Source organism: Micromonospora sp. NPDC048169, from assembly GCF_040652815.1.
In the GTDB taxonomy this organism is placed as follows: domain Bacteria; phylum Actinomycetota; class Actinomycetes; order Mycobacteriales; family Micromonosporaceae; genus Micromonospora.
In genome coordinates, this window is record NZ_JBEZMS010000003.1 from 95,136 (window position 1) to 110,929 (window position 15,794).

A 15,794-nucleotide genomic window follows, 5' to 3' on the forward strand; every position below is an offset into this window, starting at 1 on the left:
CGATGCCCGAACTACCGGAGGTGGAAGCGCTCGCCGGTTACCTGCGCGAGCGTGCGGTGGGCCGCCGCGTCGAGCGGTTCGAGGTCGCCGCGATCAGCGCGCTGAAGACGTACGACCCGCCGCCGAGCGCGGTCACCGGCCGGGCGGTCACCGGCGCGGGCCGGTACGGCAAGTTCCTGGACGTCCGGTTCGACGAGGGACTGCACCTGGTGGTCCACCTGGCCCGGGCGGGCTGGCTGCACTACCGGGAGGCGTTCCCGTCGGCGGCCCCGCTGCGACCGGGCAAGGGCCCGATCGCGGTGCGGGTACGCCTCGACGACGGCTCCGGCTTCGACCTGACCGAGGCGGGCACCCAGAAGAAGCTGGCCGCCTACCTGGTCACCGAGCCGGCGCAGGTGCCGGGTGTGTCCAAGCTCGGGCCGGACGCGCTGGAGGCGGACCTGCCGACCTTCGCCGAACGGCTGCGCAGCCGACGGGGTCAGGTGAAGGGTGTGCTGACCGACCAGTCGGTGCTGGCCGGCGTCGGGAACGCGTACTCGGACGAGATCCTGCACGCGGCGCGGCTCTCGCCGTTCGCGATCACCGACCGGCTCACCGACGATCAGCTCGCCGGTCTGCACGCGGCGACGCGCGCGGTCCTGGGTGACGCGGTGCGCCGGTCGATGGGGCAGCGGGCCGCCGAGCTGAAGGGTGAGAAGCGCTCGGGCCTGAAGGTGCACGCCCGCAAGGGACTGCCGTGTCCGGTCTGTGGCGACACCGTGCGGGAGGTCTCGTTCGCCGATTCGAGCCTCCAGTACTGCCCCACCTGTCAGACCGGCGGCAAGCCGCTGGCTGACCGAAGGTTGTCCCGCCTCGTACGGTGAGTAATGGCATTCGCCGGTTACCGAGCGGAATCGGCCCGCGATCACCGAAGGTCCGGTCCGCCCCTCTACCCGAGCCGTCATCCATCGGTATAGTGGCTCGGTCCCCGGCTTCACAACTGATTCGGAGCCGGCCAGATCTCACCGAGCACCAGCGGAACGGCTTCCTCGCGGGGGCCGGTCCGGGCCGGGCCCGCGTGGGAGACTGGGACGGTGAGCGACCCGGGCCCTCACGCCGAGTGAGGACGCGGGTCATGCGGGAGGACATGGGTTGAGGTGACGACAAGCCTCCAGCGCCCGGTAACCGAAAGAGGCCGGAGCAAGAGCGTGCGGCACGTCGACAGCTTTGAGATCCAGCCGCCGACTCCGCCGTCGCACAACGGCGTGCCCCGGTCGGCGTGGGCCCGCGCCCGGCGCCGGGTGTCCCGGTGGCACCGGCCCTACATCTTCTTCTTGCTGCTGCTCGACTTCGGCGCGGCCGCGCTGGCCAGCTTCCTGGCCGTGCAGATCTTCGAGCAGGCCGACTCCGGCTTCCGCAACTCGCCGCAGGCCTGGTTCTACACCGTGGCGTTCGTGCTCCTGCCGCTCGGGTGGCTGCTCTTCCTCTGGGGCAACCGGGCCTACGACCGGCGCTACCTGGGTCTCGGCCCGGACGAGTTCAAGCGGGTGACCCGGGCCGGCGTCGCGGTGGCGGCGGCGGTCTCGTTCATCGCCTTCGCCACGAAGACCTACTCCCTGTCCCGGTGGACTGTCGGCTTCGCGCTGCTCGGCGCGATGCTGCTGATCCTGCTCGGCCGCATGATCGCCCGGGCCTGCCTGCACGCGCTGCGCCGCCGCGCCGGCCACGCCGGGCACCGGATGGTGCTCGTCGGCACGCTCCCGGAGTGCCTGGAGGTCTACACCACTGTCACCCGGAACCCGTCGGTCGGCCTGGTGCCGGTGGCCATCCACCTCACCGACGGGTACGCCGCCGCGCGCGGCCTGGAGACCCCGGTGCCGGTGTACGCGGGCCGCGACGTGCTGGCCCTGGTGCGGGAGGTCGGCGGCGACACCATCGCGGTCTGCGGTTCGGCCAGCGCCGAGCCGGGCGAGCTGCGCCGGCTGGCCTGGCAGCTGGAGGGCTCCGGTGTCGACCTTGTGGTCGCACCCCAGCTCACCGACATCGCCGGTCCCCGGGTGCACATCCGCCCGATCGAGGGCCTGCCGCTGCTGCACGTCGAGGAGCCGACCCTGTCCGGGCCGGCGCTGCTGGCCAAGAACCTGATGGACCGGGTCGCCGCCGGGCTGGGCCTGTTGCTGCTGGTCCCGCTCTTCCTCGCCATCGGCCTCGCCATCCGCATCTCCGACCCCGGGCCGGTCTTCTTCCGTCAGCCCCGGGTCGGCCACGAGGGGCGGACGTTCCGGGTCTGGAAGTTCCGCACCATGTACGTCGACGCCGAGGAGCGGCTGGCCGGCCTGGTCGACCGGAACGAGACCGACGGCATGCTGTTCAAGATGAAGCAGGACCCCCGTGTCTTCCCGGTGGGCCGCTTCCTGCGGGCCACCTCGCTGGACGAGCTGCCCCAGTTGATCAACGTGCTCTGGGGCGAGATGTCGCTGGTCGGCCCGCGCCCGCTGCCCGCCGACGACGGCGACTTCCTCGGCGACGTCCGGCGCCGCCTGCTGGTCCGGCCGGGCATGACCGGTCTGTGGCAGGTCTCCGGCCGCTCCGACCTGTCCTGGGACGAGGCGGTCCGGCTCGACCTCTACTACGTCGACAACTGGTCGCTGGCGTACGACCTGAGCATCCTGTGGCGGACCGTCGGCGTGGTGCTGGCCCGTAAGGGCGCGTACTAGCGCTATCGGGCCGGCACCCGGCAGGATCGCTGCGTGGGTGGCAACCTCTCCGCCGTCTTCGCCGTCGTCTCGCTGGTCACCGCGCTGGCCGCGGCGCTCTGGGCGGTGCTGCGGCTGCGCGGCCGGCGGGGCATCGCCACCGCCACGCAACGGGCCACGTACGAGGTTCTGCACACCGCGGGGCTCGCGGCCGAGCCGCTGCGGGCTGGCCTGACCGCGGCGGACGCGGCGAAGGCCGTACGCCATCTGCGGGCCCTGGTGGGTGCGGCCGGGCTGGCGCTGACGGACCGGGACGCGTTGCTCGCGATCGACGGGCAGGGGGCGCACCACGGCGACCAGCTGGTCGCGGCGGCCCGGCGGGCGGCCGACAGTGGGCGCTCCACGGTGCTGGGCGAGTCGGAGCTGCGCTGCGACCTGGTCGACTGCCCGGTACGCGGCGCGGTGGTGGCGCCGCTGCGCGCGGACGGGCGGGTGGTCGGCGCGTTGGTGGCGGTGGCCGACGAGCGGCCGGCGCCGGGTCTGGTGCAGGCGACGCTGGAGACCGCGCACTGGGCCGGTGACCAGCTCGCGCTGGCCGAGCTGGAGTCGTCGCGGGAGCGGCTGGCCCGGGCCGAGGTACGCGCGCTGCGCGCCCAGATCAGCCCGCACTTCATCTACAACGCGCTCACCGCGATCGGCTCGTTCGTGCGCACCGACCCGGAACGGGCGCGGGAGCTGATCCTGGAGTTCGCCGAGTTCACCCGCTACTCGTTCCGGGCGCACGGCGAGTTCACCACGCTCGCCGAGGAGCTGCGCTCGATCGACCGCTACCTGACCATCGAGCGGGCACGCTTCGGCGAGCGGCTCCAGGTGCGCCTCCAGATCGCGCCCGAGGTGCTGCCGGTGACGCTGCCGTTCCTCTGCCTCCAGCCGCTCGTGGAGAACGCCGTCCGGCACGGGTTGTCCCGCAAGCCGGGCACCGGCATGGTGAGCATCGAGGCCCGGGACGCGGGCGCCGAGTGTCACATCACGGTGGAGGACGACGGGGTGGGGATGGATCCGACGACGCTCACCGCAGGCATCGCCGAGGTGTCCGGCGCGGCCGGTGACCCGGCCGACGACCCGGGGCAGCACGTCGGCCTGTCGAACGTCGACGAACGGCTCCGGTCGGTCTTCGGGGACGGGTTCGGCCTGGTCGTGGAGACCGGCCTGGGTTCGGGTACGAAGGTCAGCATGCGTGTGCCGAAGTTCCACCCCGGGGTACGGGTGTCGTCATGACAGTCACCGGCACCGGGTTCCTGCGGGTGCTGGCGGTGGACGACGAGCCGCCCGCGCTGGACGAACTGGCGTACCACCTGCGCGCCGACCCCCGGGTGGCCCGGCTGCACACGGCCGGCGACGCGACCGAGGCGCTGCGCGTGCTGCGCGACGACGACGTGGACGTGGTGTTCCTGGACATCCGCATGCCGGGGCTGGACGGCATGGAGCTGGCCCGGGTGCTGCGCCGGTTCGCCCGCCCGCCGGCGATCGTGTTCGTCACCGCGTACGACGACGGCGCGGTGGACGCGTTCGACCTGGGTGCCACCGACTACGTGCGCAAGCCGGTACGCGCCGAGCGGCTGTCCGAGTCGCTGCGCCGGGTGATCGGTTCCCGGGTGGTGGCGTCGCATCCGGCCGCGCTGGCCCGGGCGGAGGAGGATCCGACCATCCCGATCGAGCTGGCCGGCACCACCCGGATGCTGCCCCGCTCGGCGGTGCGGTGGGTGGAGGCGCAGGGCGACTACGCGCGGCTGCACACGGCGGAGGGGTCGCACCTGGTCCGGGTCTCGCTGGCCACGCTCGCCGAGCGCTGGGCCGATGCCGGGTTCGTCCGCATCCATCGCTCCTATCTGGTGCAGCTGCGGCTGATCGCCGAGCTGCGGCTGGTCAACTCCGGCTACGTGGTGGTGATCGACGGGTCGGAGCTGCCGGTGAGCCGCCGGCACACCCGGGAGCTGAAGGACAAGCTGGTCCGCGCCGCGAAGCAGGACTGGAACCGCTGAGGGCCGGGTTCGCGTCCGGCGGCCGCCCTCGCCCGACGTTGGCGTACAATGTACGGCAGACCGTACGACAGCATGGGGGACCGCATGTCCGACGCCCGCTTCGACGCCGCCACCGAATTCGACAGCCAGCTCGAGCGCCTCGTGCGGCTCGGCTACCCGGCGCTGGCCGGTCAGACCGAGGAGGAGTTCCGCGCGCTGCTCAGCCCACTGCGCGACGCGGCCGTCACCGGTGCCGCCGGGCTGGCCGCCCCCACCGACGCGCGCGTGCCGTTCCTGCTGGTGACCACGCGGGAGCTGGTGCCGGTACCGGAGCGAATCGCGCTCACCACGCTCGCCGGCAAGCGCAAGACCGGTGTCCTGGACCGCAACTTCCCCGCCGACGACCTGCCCACCTTCCACCCGATCAAGGAACTGGAGGTGCCGGCCGGTCCCGCGTACCTGCTCTTCGACGTGGACCGGGGCGAGGAGTACCGCAACGTGCCGCCGTCCGCGGCGCTGGAGGACATGACCACGAAGGACCGGCTGCCGATCACCATCGACGAGGGACTGGCGTTCGTCACGCTGCACCCGGCGGCGCTGGCGAGCAACAGGTGCTTCTCGCTCGTCGGATCGCGCTGCCGCGACCGGCGGGTGCCGGCGCTCTGGATCAGCCAGGGTGCGCCGAAGCTCGGCTGGTGCTGGTTCGGCAACCCGCACACCTGGCTCGGCTCGGCGACCGCCAACCCGGTACGGGTGGGGCTGGACTGAGCGGTGGCCGGGGCGGGCCGACACCGTCCCGCCCCGGCACGGTCAGGAGGACACCAGCAGGATCCGCGTCCAGACCTGTCCGTCAGGCGTGAGGACCAGATGGTCCGCCTCCCGGGCCTCGCTCAGGTCACCGGTCACCGCGTAGAGCTGGACCACCAGCCGGCGGAAGGACCCCGCGTAGAGCTCCGCGATCAGATCACCGTCGGGCACTGTCACCCCCTCTCCCCACCTGTCCACTTACGGGACGGCGGGAAGGTTCCGGGGTTCTTTCAGAAGATCTCGCCGACCGGCAGGACGAGCGGGAACGGCCGATCGGCGCGGTACACGTCGGCCGTGGAGAGCACCACTGACTCGCGGTAACGGCCACCGGCGTTCTCCAGCACCGTCACGGTCTGCTTGCGCGGCTCCACGAGCCAGTAGTTCGCGATGCCGGCCACGCCGTACTCGTGGCGCTTGAGCACCAGGTCACGGCCGGCGTTGCCGGGCGAGACGACCTCGACCACGAGCAGCACGTCGGCCGGGGTGAGCGCCGGGCCTCCACGCTCCAACGCCTCCTCGCGGGCGACGAAGACGTCCGGCACGAAGTAGGACGAGCGGTTCGCGCTGACGCCGACGTCCTGCCCGACGAGCAGACCGGGCGGCGCCTGCCGGTCGAGGAGCCGGCGGAGGCGGTTGGCGATCGCACCGTGCCGGACGTCGGCGTGTGGGGACACGAGCAGGCTCCCGTCGAAGATCTCGTAGTCCTGACCGTCCTCGGGGAGATCCTGGAGGTCGTCCACCGTCCAGACGTCGCCGCTGCCGGGCCGTGCCGGGCTGGTCACTGTCACACCTCCTCTCTACCGGCTCACCCTGACACCCCGTCCGGTCGTCCACAACGACTCCGCGCCATCCACCGGGTTATCCACAGGCGTGAAGCGTTATCCACAGGTTGTGCACAGGGCTCGGAATTGTGCCCTTGACATTCCCGCTGAGCGGGCGAGACTGCCGGGGGTGACCGGAGCCGAGGAACAGCACCCTCCGGGCCGGGCCGCCGAGGCCGCCCCGGTTCCGGGCCCTCGCACGTCCCGCACGCCCGGCCATCGCGAGCCGGAAAGCGGGCCACAGCCGGCCGCCGCGCCGAAGCGGACCCGGATCGTGCTGGCCGAGGTCTCCCGGGTGGGCAGCCCGGCCGACCGCGCCCGCTCCGAGCTGACCCAGCAGACCCCGGTCGGCGAGACGCTCGTACGTGGGCTGATGCGCGCCCAGCTCTCGCTGGCGCTGCGGCTCAGCCTGCTGGTGCTGATCGGGCTCGGCGGCCTGCCCTGGCTGTTCGCCATCGCGCCCACCGTCGGCCGGGTGACGGTGCTCGGGGTCAACCTGCCGTGGCTGCTGCTCGGCGTCGTGTCGTTCCCGTTCCTGATCGTGGTGGGCTGGGCGTACGTGCGGCTGGCCGAACGCAACGAGCAGGACTTCGTCGACCTGATCCGACGGCCGGAACGCTGATGTCGAACGACTACGTGGTCCCGGCGATAGTCGCCGTCACACTGGTCACCGTCGGCATCGGCTTCTACGGGCTGCGGCTGGCCCGGACCACCTCGGACTTCCTGGTCGCCTCCCGGGCGGTGAGCCCCACCTGGAACGCCGCCGCGATCGGCGGGGAGTACCTGTCGGCGGCGAGCTTCCTCGGCGTCGCCGGGCTGATCCTGAAGTACGGCGTGGACGTGCTCTGGTACCCCGTCGGCTTCGCCGCCGGATACCTGGCGTTGCTGCTGTTCGTGGCCGCGCCGCTACGCCGCTCCGGCGCGTTCACGCTGCCCGACTTCTGCGAGGTGCGGCTCGGCTCGCGCCGGCTGCGGACGCTCGCCACCGTCTTCGTGATCTTCATCGGGTGGCTCTACCTGGTGCCGCAGTTGCAGGGCGCCGGGCTGACGCTCGCCACGCTCACCGGCTCGCCGTACCCGCTCGGTGCGCTGCTCGTCGCCGTCGTGGTGACCGCGAACGTGGCGCTGGGCGGCATGCGGGCGATCACGTTCGTGCAGGCGTTCCAGTACTGGCTGAAGCTCACCGCCCTCGCCGTACCCGCGATCTTCCTGGCGTTGCAGTGGCAGGCCGACGCCCGCCCGGCGGTGACCCCGCCCGACGGGCCGACGTTCCGGACCGCGACCACAGTGGTGGTCGAGCACCGCGCGACCCTCACCCTGCCCGACGGCGACATCCGGGAGGTACGCCCCGGCGACCGCATCGAATTCGCCGCCGGTGACCCGGTGCCGGAGGTGTCCGGCGCGGCCAACGGCGCCACCGAATGGCTGCTGCCGGACACGGCCGGCGAGGACGACCGCGGGCTGTTCGCCACGTACTCGCTGATCCTGGCCACGTTCCTCGGCACCATGGGCCTGCCGCACGTGCTGGTCCGCTTCTACACCAACCCCGACGGCGCCGCCGCCCGCCGCACCACGCTCGTGGTGCTGGCGCTCGTCGGCGTCTTCTACCTGCTGCCCACCGTCTACGGCGTGCTGGGCCGCGTCTACACCCCGCAACTGCTGGTGAGCGGCCAGACCGACGCGGTGGTGGTGCTGCTGCCCGGTGCGGCGCTCGGCGACGGCACCACCGGCCGGCTGCTCGCCGCGCTCGTCGCGGCCGGCGCGTTCGCGGCGTTCCTCTCCACCTCGTCCGGCCTGCTCACCAGCGTGGCCGGGGTGATCTCCACGGACGTGCTGGGGCGCGGCTCGGTACGCGGCTTCCGGCTCGCCACTGTGATCGCCGGGGCGGTGCCCGCGGTGCTCTCCCTGAACGTCTCCGGGCTCGACGTGTCGCAGGTGGTCGGGCTGGCGTTCGCGGTGGCAGCGTCGAGTTTCTGCCCGCTGCTGGTGCTCGGCATCTGGTGGCGTGGCCTGACCGACCTGGGCGCCGCCGCCGGGGTGCTGGTCGGTGGCGGCGCGGCGGTCGGGGCGGTGCTGCTCACCGTGCTCGGCCCGCCGCTGACCGGGTGGCCGGCCACGCTGACCACCCAGCCCGCCGCGTGGACGGTGCCGCTGGCGTTCACGGTGATGGTGGTGGTGTCGATGGCGAGCCGGCGGCGTCTTCCCCGCGACGTCGGCGCCACCATGCTCCGCCTGCACACCCCGGAGTCGCTGCGCCTGTGATCCGCGCCGTACCTCTCAGGGATGACGCGAGATCATCCTGCCGCCCGAGCAGCCGCTGGCCGGAGCCCGATACGGTCGGACCATGACCGATCAGCACGCGGCGCTCTCCCTTCGCGGTCTGGCCAAGCGCTTCGACACCAAGGTCGCGGTGGCGGGCGTCGACCTCGCCGTGCCGACCGGCTCGTTCTACGGCCTGCTCGGCCCGAACGGCGCGGGCAAGACCACCACCCTCTCCATGGCCGTCGGCCTGCTGCGGCCCGACGCGGGTGAGGCGCGGGTGCTCGGGTACGACGTCTGGGCCGACCCGGTGCGCGCCAAGAGCCTGCTCGGTGTGATGCCGGACGGCGTACGCCTCTTCGACCGGCTCAGCGGGGCGGAGCTGCTGGCGTACCACGGTCTGCTGCGTGGCATGGACCCGGCGGTGGTCGACCAGCGGGCGGCGGAGCTGCTCGACGTGCTGGCGCTCTCCGACGCCGGCCGCACGCTCGTGGTCGACTACTCGGCGGGCATGAAGAAGAAGATCGGGCTGGCCTGCGCGCTGCTGCACGGTCCGCGCCTGCTCGTGCTGGACGAGCCGTTCGAGGCGGTCGACCCGGTCTCGGCGGCGCTGATCCGCGACATCCTGCACCGGTACGTCAGCGGTGGCGGCACGGTGATCTTCTCCAGCCACGTGATGGAGGTGGTCGAGCGGCTCTGCTCCCACGTCGCGATCCTGGCCGAGGGCCGGATCAAGCAGGTGGGCACGCTGGCCGAGGTGCGCGGCGACCGGTCGCTGGAAGACGTCTTCGTGGAGGTGGTCGGCGGCCGGACCGCGACCGGCGAGGAGCTGTCGTGGCTGTCCCGGTGACCGTCCCCGAGCGGCCGGCCCGGCGCGTGTCACCCTGGCACTTCGTCCGGCTCAAGCTGCGGGTGCTCGGCAACAACTTCCGGGGTCAGACCTGGCGGATCGCACTGTTCGTCCTCGGCCTGCTGTTCGGGCTCTGGTTCGCCGCCGTCGGGTTCTTCCTGCTCGCCGCGCCAGGGCTGGCCGACGAGTCCCGGTACGCGCTGATGGTCTCCGCCCTCGGTGGTGGCCTGCTGACGCTCGGCTGGCTGCTCCTGCCGCTCGTCTTCTTCGGCGTTGACGAGACGCTCGACCCGGCCCGGTTCGCGCTGCTGCCGCTGCCGCGCCGCACCCTGGTCACCGGCCTGCTCGCCGCCGCCCTGGTCAGCGTGCCGGCCCTGGCGACGGCGATCACGGCAGCCGGGCTGGTGGTCACCGCCGGTGCGCTCGGCGGCTGGGCGGCCGCCCTGGCCGGCGCGCTCGGCGTGGTCGTCGGGCTGCTCGTCTGCCTGGCCGGCGCCCGCGCGCTGACGAGCGCGTTCGCCACCATGCTGCGCTCCCGCCGGGTACGCGACCTGGCCGCCGTGCTGCTGGCCGTGCTGGCCGCACTGCTCGGGCCGCTGCAGTTGCTGGTGCTCGCGGCGGTACGGCAGACCGACTGGGGCCGGCTGGACGGTGTGGCCCGGGTGGTCGGCTGGACGCCGTTCGGCGCACCGTGGACCGTCGGTCTGGAGGTGGCCCAGGGCCGGGCCGGCGCGGCGGTGGTGAAGCTGCTGATCGCGCTCGCGACGCTCGGCGTACTCCTGTTCTGGTGGTCCCGGTCGCTGGAGACGGCGATGGTGGGCGCGGCGAGCAGCGGCCCCGCGCGGACGCCGCGCGGCGTGACCGGCGGCGCGGTCACGCAACTCTTCCCCCGCGCGGTGGGCTGGGCCCGGCGGGACCGGTTCGGCGCGCTCGTCGCCCGCGAGTGCCGCTACTGGTGGCGGGACGCCCGGCGGCGGGCCAACCTGATCACCGTGGCCGTGGTCGGTGTGTTCGTGCCGCTGATGGTCAACCTCGGCGGCGTGTCGTTCACCACCGAGGGCGGGGCGGAGTTCGGTGGCGGTGATTCCTCCCCGGCGCTGGTCAGCCTTTCCATGATCTTCGTCGGGGCGCTCGCGTCGTTGACGCTGGCCAACCAGTTCGGCTTCGACGGCAGCGCGTACGCCGCGAACCTGGTCGCCGGGGTGCCCGGCCGGGTGGAGCTGCGGGCACGGATGGCCGCGTTCTCGATCTACGTGCTGCCGATGCTCGTCGCGATCGCGATCGCGCTGGCCGTCATCCTCGGCCGGCCCGGATGGCTCGGCGTCATGGGTGGCGCGTTGATCGCCTCGTACGGCTGCGGGCTCGCGATCAACGCGTACGTCTCGGTGTTCGGCGCCTACTCGCTGCCCGAGTCGAGCAACCCGTTCGCCATGAACAGCGGTGCGGGTTTCACCAAGGGCCTGCTCACCCTGGTCTCCATGGTCGTCTCGGCGGTGGCGGCGGTGCCGTTCGTGGTGGCCGCCGCGCTGCTCGGCGACGTGTGGCTCTGGCTGGCGCTGCCGGTCGGCCTGGCGTACGGCGGGGGCGCGGCACTGCTGGGGGCGTACCTGGCGGGGGACACACTCGATCACCGGCAGCCGGAGCTGCTGGCCGCTGTCACCCCGAGGCGCTGATGCCCGTCGTCGAAGCGGTCACCACGGTCCCGGTTCCCCCGGAGCTGGCGTTCGCCGTCTCCCAGACCACCGCCCCGGTGCGGTACCGCTGGGATCCGTTCGTCCGCGAGCAGCACTTCGTCGACGGCGCGACGCGGCCCGGGCGGGGCGTGCGCACGTACACCCGCTCCCGGCACGGCCTGGTCATGGTCAGCGAGTACGTCTCCTGGTCACCGCCGACGAACGTCGGCATGAAGATGGTGCGCGGACCGTGGTTCTTCGAGCGGTTCGGCGGCGGCTGGCGGTTCGCGCCCGGCCCGGATCCCGGCACCACGCTCGCGACGTGGCGGTACAACTTCCGCTGCCGCCCCGCGTTCCTGCGCCCGGTCGCCGAGCGGATCGGGCAGTGGTTGCTCGGGCGCGACATCCGCCGCCGGATCGCCGGGTACGCGGCCGGCTGCGCCGACCCGGAGGTGCTGGCCGCCGCCCGCCGGCTGCTCGCCGACGACTGATCCGCGCGCCCCCGGCCGCCGTCAGGCGGTGCGGCGCATCACCGCGTAGACGGCGGGACCCTCGGAGAGGGCGAGCACGTTCACCAGATCCCAGCCGTAGTTCGACAGGTGCTCGACCGCCGCCAGGAGCAGCGGTAAGCCGCTTCTGCCCCACCTGTGCCGGGTGACGATCATCAGGTGCCGGTGCGGATAGGCCCGGAGATCGACCTGGCCGCCGAGGACGGCGTCGGCGTCGACCGTCCGTTCCTGGGCGATCTGGTGCGGGGGGATCAGCGACATGCCCGGCAGGGTAGGCGCCGGCGTCGAGCCGCGCCCGGGCCGGACCGGGCGGCACAATGTTTCACGTGAATCCAGAGCCGGGCGCGCAGATCCATTCCACCGACCCGTTCGCGGCACCGGCCGCGCAACGTTCACCGGTACGCCGGCTGCGCGGGCGGCTGGCCGCCCCGGTGACGCTCTGGACCGCGCCCGGCCCGGCCGGGCTGACCGTCTCGTCCACGCTCGTCGCCGAGGGCGAGCCGGACCGGCTGCTCGGGTTGATCGATCCGGAGTCGGACCTGTGGGCGGCGGTCGAGGACGCCGGGCGGTTCGCGGTGGCCGCGCTGGGCCCGCGGCACCGGCAGCTCGCCGACCGCTTCGCCGGGCTGTTCCCGTCCCCCGGCGGCCTGTTCGCGCTGGACGCCTGGACCGAGACGCCGTACGGCCCGGTGCCGGCCGACGCCGGCGGGTGGGCGGGCTGCCGCCTCGACACCGCCCGGGAGTACGGCTGGAGCCTGCTGATCGAGGCGACCATCGAATCGGTGGATCTGCCCCGGGACACCCCTCCGTTGCTCCACTACCGAGGCCGCTACCACGACCTCCCCGGCTGACCCCCCAGCTCCGTCGATCATGAAGTTGACGGCGCTCGGCGTCCGATTTGTCGCCGTCAACCTCATGATCGGCCGGGTGGGGGTGACCGGTTAGCGGAGTGATGTGGGTCACTGGGCGCAGTGGGGGTGCCGTTCGGCGCAACCGTTCGCCGCCGGGCGGCGGAGCCTTCCGGGGCCGGGAGCGCGCTCTCTACGGTGCGCGAAACTCCCCACGCCTTGCGAAGGTGGTGATCCACAGATGTCCACGGACACACCCGCGTCCGCACCCGCCGAGTCGGCGGCGGAACGGTACCTCGCCGTCCAGCGGTCGGACGAGTTCGCCGGGTTGCGGCGCACGCTGCGCGGCTTCGTCTTCCCGATGACCGTCGCGTTCTTCCTGTGGTACGCGCTCTACGTCATCCTCTCCGCGTACGCGCGGGGATTCATGGGCACGAAGCTGATCGGCAACATCAACGTCGCCCTGGTCTTCGGCCTGCTCCAGTTCGTCTCCACGTTCCTCATCGCCTGGTTCTACTCGCGGTTCGCCAACCGCCGGATCGATCCGGTCGCCGACCGGATCCGCGACGAGATGGGGGAGGTGACCCATGAACACGGTCCTCGCGGCTGAGGCGGGCAGCACCACCGCCCGGAACCTCACCATCACGCTGTTCCTGGTCTTCGTGGCCATCACGCTGGCGATCACCGTCTGGGCCAGCCGGCAGACCAAGACCGCCACCGACTTCTACGCCGGCGGCCGGTCCTTCTCCGGCTTCCAGAACGGCATGGCGATCGGCGGCGACTACATGTCGGCCGCGTCGTTCCTCGGCATCGCCGGCATCATCGCGCTCTACGGCTACGACGGCTTCCTCTACTCGATCGGCTTCCTGGTCGCCTGGCTGGTGGCGCTGCTGCTCGTGGCCGAACTGCTGCGCAACTCCGGCCGGTACACGATGGCTGACGTACTCGCGTTCCGGATGCGGCAGCGGCCGGTGCGGACGGCGGCGGCGGTCTCCACCATCACCGTGTCGATCTTCTACCTGCTGGCCCAGATGGTCGGCGCGGGCGCGCTCGTCGCCCTGCTGCTCGGCATCAAGCCGGACACCACGTTCCTCGGCATGGACGCCGACACCGCCAAGGTCGCCACCATCATCATGGTCGGTGCCCTGATGATCATCTACGTGACGGTCGGCGGCATGAAGGGCACCACGTACGTACAGATCGTCAAGGCGTTCCTGCTGATGGGCGGCGCGCTGGCGATGACGCTGCTGGTGCTCGCCAAGTACAAGTTCAACCTGTCCTCGCTGCTCGGCGACGCGGCCAGCGCCTCGGGCAAGGGAGCGGCGTTCCTCGAACCCGGGCTGCGCTACGGCGTGGAGACACCCGGCGACGCGCTGAAGACGTTCTACAGCAAGATGGACCTGCTCTCGCTGGGCATCGCGCTGGTCCTCGGCACGGCCGGCCTGCCGCACATCCTGATCCGCTTCTACACCGTGCCGACCGCGCGGGCGGCCCGCAAGAGCGTGCTCTGGGCGATCGGCATCATCGGCACCTTCTACCTGCTCACCCTGGCGCTCGGCTTCGGCGCGGCGGCGATCGTCGGCGGGTCGGAGATCACCGCGCAGGACAAGGCGGGCAACACCGCGGCGCCACAGCTCGCCGAGAAGCTGGGCGAGCAGTTCCTCGGCGGAGACCTGGGCGGCGCGACACTGCTGGCGATCATCGCGGCGGTCGCGTTCGCCACGATCCTCGCGGTGGTCGCCGGGCTGACCCTGGCGTCGTCGTCCAGCCTGGCGCACGACTTCTACGCCAACGTGATGAAGAACGGGCAGGCGTCGGAACGGCAGGAGGTGACTGTCGCCCGGGTCTCCGCGCTGGTGATCGGCGCGGTCTCGATCGTGCTGTCGATCTACGCGCAGAACCTGAACGTGGCGTTCCTGGTCGCGCTGGCGTTCGCGGTCGCCGCGTCGGGCAACCTGCCGGCGATCCTCTACAGCCTGTTCTGGAAGCGGTTCAACACCTCGGGCGCGGTCTGGGCGATCTACGGCGGCCTGCTCGCCGCCGTGGTGCTCGTCTTCTTCTCGCCGGTCGTCTCCGGCGTGCCGACGGCGATGTTCCCCGACCACGACTGGCACTGGTTCCCGCTGTCGAACCCGGGCATCATCTCGATCCCGTTCGGCTTCCTGTGCGGCTGGCTCGGCACGATCCTGTCGAAGGAGAGCGACGAGGAGAAGTACGCGGAGCTGGAGGTGCGCTCGCTCACCGGAGCCGGCGCGCACTGATCACCACCGTCGAGCGGGGTCCCTGCCTTACGCGGGGGCCCCGCCTCGCGTGTATAGGCTGACCGCCATGAAGGTCGCTCCCCGCTTCGGTACCGGACACCGCATCCTCGTCACCGGCGGCGCCGGTTTCGTCCCGTCACACCTGGTCGACCGGCTCGTCGAGCGCGGCTGCACCGTCGTGGTGCTGGACAACTTCGTCACCGGGTCCAAGGACAACGTGGCCCACCTGCTGGACAAGCCGACCTTCACCCTCGTCGAGGCGGACATCTCCGAAGGCCTGCCGCAGCACCCGGCGATGGCCGAGCGGTTCGACGCCATCCTGCACATGGCGTCCCCGGCCAGCCCCACCGACTTCGAGAAGCTGCCGGTGGAGATCCTCCGGGTCGGCTCGGTAGCCACGCTGGCGCTGCTGGAGCGGGCCACCGACGACGGCGCGCGGTTCCTGATGGCCTCCACCTCCGAGGCGTACGGCGACCCGAAGGAGCACCCGCAGCGCGAGACGTACTGGGGCAACGTCAACCCGATCGGCATCCGGAGCGTCTACGACGAGGCGAAGCGGTTCTCCGAGGCGGCCACCATGGCCTACCACCGCAGCCGGGGCACCGACACGGCGATCGTGCGGATCTTCAACACGTACGGCCCCCGGATGCGACCGGACGACGGCCGGGCCATCCCGACGTTCATCTCCCAGGCGCTGCGTGGGGAGCCGATCACGGTGCACGGCACCGGCAACCAGACCCGGTCGATCTGCTACGTCGACGATCTGGTGCGCGGCATCCTGCTGCTGCTGGACTCGACCGAGACCGGGCCGATCAACTGCGGCACCGAGCACGAGATGTCGATGCGGCAACTGGCCGAGACGATCGTGTCACTCACCGGAAGCACGTCCGAGGTGAGCTACATCACTCGTGCTTCCGATGACCCGGAGATGCGCCGCCCGGACCTGACCCTCGCCCGCGAACTGCTCGGATACGAGCCGAGCGTCACGCCCGAAGACGGCCTCCGACGCACCATCGAGTACTTCCGCGAGCGTCTCGGGTACTGAACCCGCCGAGGACGCGGCTGACATC

The 15,794-nt window shown here is 72.0% G+C and carries 17 protein-coding genes; 14 read left to right on the forward strand and 3 right to left on the reverse strand.

Features of this window, described 5'->3' with window-relative positions; translation table 11 throughout:
- The first annotated feature begins 2 nt into the window (after positions 1-2).
- The 5 genes from AB0D28_RS04020 to AB0D28_RS04040 all read left to right on the forward strand — a co-directional run bounded on the left by AB0D28_RS04020 (position 3) and on the right by AB0D28_RS04040 (position 5,464).
- Positions 3-863: a DNA-formamidopyrimidine glycosylase family protein gene (locus AB0D28_RS04020; RefSeq protein ID WP_357381978.1), complete on the forward strand. Its 861-nt coding sequence runs from the start codon at positions 3-5 to the stop codon at positions 861-863.
- A 324-nt stretch (positions 864-1,187) separates the two neighbouring features.
- Positions 1,188-2,696, forward strand: coding sequence for a sugar transferase (locus AB0D28_RS04025; protein ID WP_357381980.1), 1,509 nt, complete (start codon positions 1,188-1,190; stop codon positions 2,694-2,696).
- A gap of 33 nt (positions 2,697-2,729) precedes the next feature.
- Positions 2,730-3,953 (forward strand): histidine kinase, encoded by a 1,224-nt coding sequence (locus AB0D28_RS04030; RefSeq protein WP_357381982.1) that lies wholly within the window; start codon positions 2,730-2,732, stop codon positions 3,951-3,953.
- Positions 3,950-4,717 (forward strand): LytTR family DNA-binding domain-containing protein, encoded by a 768-nt coding sequence (locus tag AB0D28_RS04035; RefSeq protein ID WP_357381984.1) that lies wholly within the window; start codon positions 3,950-3,952, stop codon positions 4,715-4,717. Before AB0D28_RS04030 ends, AB0D28_RS04035 begins: the two co-directional genes overlap by 4 nt.
- 72 nt (positions 4,718-4,789) lie before the next feature.
- The gene (locus AB0D28_RS04040) at positions 4,790-5,464 is read left to right on the forward strand and encodes a DUF5701 family protein (RefSeq protein WP_357381986.1); all 675 of its coding nucleotides are present in this window, start codon (positions 4,790-4,792) and stop codon (positions 5,462-5,464) included.
- Between the two features lie 42 nt (positions 5,465-5,506).
- On the opposite strand, the gene AB0D28_RS04045 is transcribed toward AB0D28_RS04040, so the two are convergent.
- Positions 5,507-5,680: a hypothetical protein gene (locus AB0D28_RS04045; protein WP_357381988.1), complete on the reverse strand. Its 174-nt coding sequence runs from the start codon at positions 5,678-5,680 to the stop codon at positions 5,507-5,509.
- 53 nt (positions 5,681-5,733) lie between these two features.
- Entirely contained in the window at positions 5,734-6,285 is a 552-nt protein-coding gene (locus AB0D28_RS04050; protein WP_357381990.1) for a Uma2 family endonuclease, read from the reverse strand.
- A gap of 310 nt (positions 6,286-6,595) precedes the next feature.
- Between AB0D28_RS04050 and AB0D28_RS04055 the strand changes: the two genes are divergently transcribed.
- The 5 genes from AB0D28_RS04055 to AB0D28_RS04075 all read left to right on the forward strand — a co-directional run bounded on the left by AB0D28_RS04055 (position 6,596) and on the right by AB0D28_RS04075 (position 11,597).
- Entirely contained in the window at positions 6,596-6,946 is a 351-nt protein-coding gene (locus AB0D28_RS04055) for a hypothetical protein (protein WP_354866788.1), read from the forward strand.
- Positions 6,946-8,586, forward strand: a complete 1,641-nt coding sequence (locus tag AB0D28_RS04060) for a cation acetate symporter (protein WP_357381992.1) — start codon at positions 6,946-6,948, stop codon at positions 8,584-8,586. The genes AB0D28_RS04055 and AB0D28_RS04060 overlap by 1 nt, the downstream gene beginning before the upstream one ends.
- Positions 8,587-8,668: 82 nt before the next feature.
- Positions 8,669-9,433, forward strand: coding sequence for an ABC transporter ATP-binding protein (locus AB0D28_RS04065; protein ID WP_357381994.1), 765 nt, complete (start codon positions 8,669-8,671; stop codon positions 9,431-9,433).
- Positions 9,418-11,106, forward strand: a complete 1,689-nt coding sequence (locus tag AB0D28_RS04070) for an ABC transporter permease (protein ID WP_357381996.1) — start codon at positions 9,418-9,420, stop codon at positions 11,104-11,106. Before AB0D28_RS04065 ends, AB0D28_RS04070 begins: the two co-directional genes overlap by 16 nt.
- On the forward strand, positions 11,106-11,597 hold the full coding sequence (locus AB0D28_RS04075; RefSeq protein ID WP_357381998.1) for an SRPBCC family protein: 492 nt from the start codon (positions 11,106-11,108) through the stop codon (positions 11,595-11,597). The genes AB0D28_RS04070 and AB0D28_RS04075 overlap by 1 nt, the downstream gene beginning before the upstream one ends.
- A 21-nt stretch (positions 11,598-11,618) precedes the next feature.
- On the opposite strand, the gene AB0D28_RS04080 is transcribed toward AB0D28_RS04075, so the two are convergent.
- On the reverse strand, positions 11,619-11,876 hold the full coding sequence (locus tag AB0D28_RS04080; protein WP_357382000.1) for a hypothetical protein: 258 nt from the start codon (positions 11,874-11,876) through the stop codon (positions 11,619-11,621).
- A gap of 56 nt (positions 11,877-11,932) precedes the next feature.
- On the opposite strand from AB0D28_RS04080, the gene AB0D28_RS04085 reads away from it, so the two are divergent.
- The 4 genes from AB0D28_RS04085 (at position 11,933) to AB0D28_RS04100 (ending at position 15,769) form a co-directional block, all read left to right on the forward strand.
- Complete coding sequence (locus tag AB0D28_RS04085) at positions 11,933-12,466, forward strand: flavin reductase family protein (RefSeq protein ID WP_357382002.1); 534 nt, start codon at positions 11,933-11,935, stop codon at positions 12,464-12,466.
- Positions 12,467-12,704: 238 nt separating this feature from the next.
- On the forward strand, positions 12,705-13,073 hold the full coding sequence (locus AB0D28_RS04090) for a DUF485 domain-containing protein (RefSeq protein WP_357382004.1): 369 nt from the start codon (positions 12,705-12,707) through the stop codon (positions 13,071-13,073).
- A complete protein-coding gene (locus AB0D28_RS04095; protein ID WP_357382006.1) occupies positions 13,051-14,724 on the forward strand; it encodes a cation acetate symporter in 1,674 nt (557 codons plus the stop codon). Before AB0D28_RS04090 ends, AB0D28_RS04095 begins: the two co-directional genes overlap by 23 nt.
- 67 nt (positions 14,725-14,791) lie before the next feature.
- Positions 14,792-15,769 (forward strand): NAD-dependent epimerase/dehydratase family protein, encoded by a 978-nt coding sequence (locus tag AB0D28_RS04100; protein ID WP_357382008.1) that lies wholly within the window; start codon positions 14,792-14,794, stop codon positions 15,767-15,769.
- Positions 15,770-15,794 lie beyond the last annotated feature (25 nt).

What these genes read in the sequence shown, in the direction of transcription:
- AB0D28_RS04020 (WP_357381978.1), top strand. Translation starts at nt 3, where the DNA reads ATGCCCGAACTACCGGAGGTGGAAGCGCTCGCCGGTTACCTGCGCGAG.
- AB0D28_RS04035 (WP_357381984.1), top strand. Translation starts at nt 3,950, where the DNA reads ATGACAGTCACCGGCACCGGGTTCCTGCGGGTGCTGGCGGTGGACGAC.
- AB0D28_RS04040 (WP_357381986.1), top strand. Translation starts at nt 4,790, where the DNA reads ATGGGGGACCGCATGTCCGACGCCCGCTTCGACGCCGCCACCGAATTC.
- AB0D28_RS04060 (WP_357381992.1), top strand. Translation starts at nt 6,946, where the DNA reads ATGTCGAACGACTACGTGGTCCCGGCGATAGTCGCCGTCACACTGGTC.
- AB0D28_RS04065 (WP_357381994.1), top strand. Translation starts at nt 8,669, where the DNA reads ATGACCGATCAGCACGCGGCGCTCTCCCTTCGCGGTCTGGCCAAGCGC.
- AB0D28_RS04075 (WP_357381998.1), top strand. Translation starts at nt 11,106, where the DNA reads ATGCCCGTCGTCGAAGCGGTCACCACGGTCCCGGTTCCCCCGGAGCTG.
- AB0D28_RS04080 (WP_357382000.1), bottom strand. Translation starts at nt 11,876, where the DNA reads ATGTCGCTGATCCCCCCGCACCAGATCGCCCAGGAACGGACGGTCGAC.
- AB0D28_RS04085 (WP_357382002.1), top strand. Translation starts at nt 11,933, where the DNA reads ATGTTTCACGTGAATCCAGAGCCGGGCGCGCAGATCCATTCCACCGAC.
- AB0D28_RS04090 (WP_357382004.1), top strand. Translation starts at nt 12,705, where the DNA reads ATGTCCACGGACACACCCGCGTCCGCACCCGCCGAGTCGGCGGCGGAA.
- AB0D28_RS04095 (WP_357382006.1), top strand. Translation starts at nt 13,051, where the DNA reads ATGAACACGGTCCTCGCGGCTGAGGCGGGCAGCACCACCGCCCGGAAC.
- AB0D28_RS04100 (WP_357382008.1), top strand. Translation starts at nt 14,792, where the DNA reads ATGAAGGTCGCTCCCCGCTTCGGTACCGGACACCGCATCCTCGTCACC.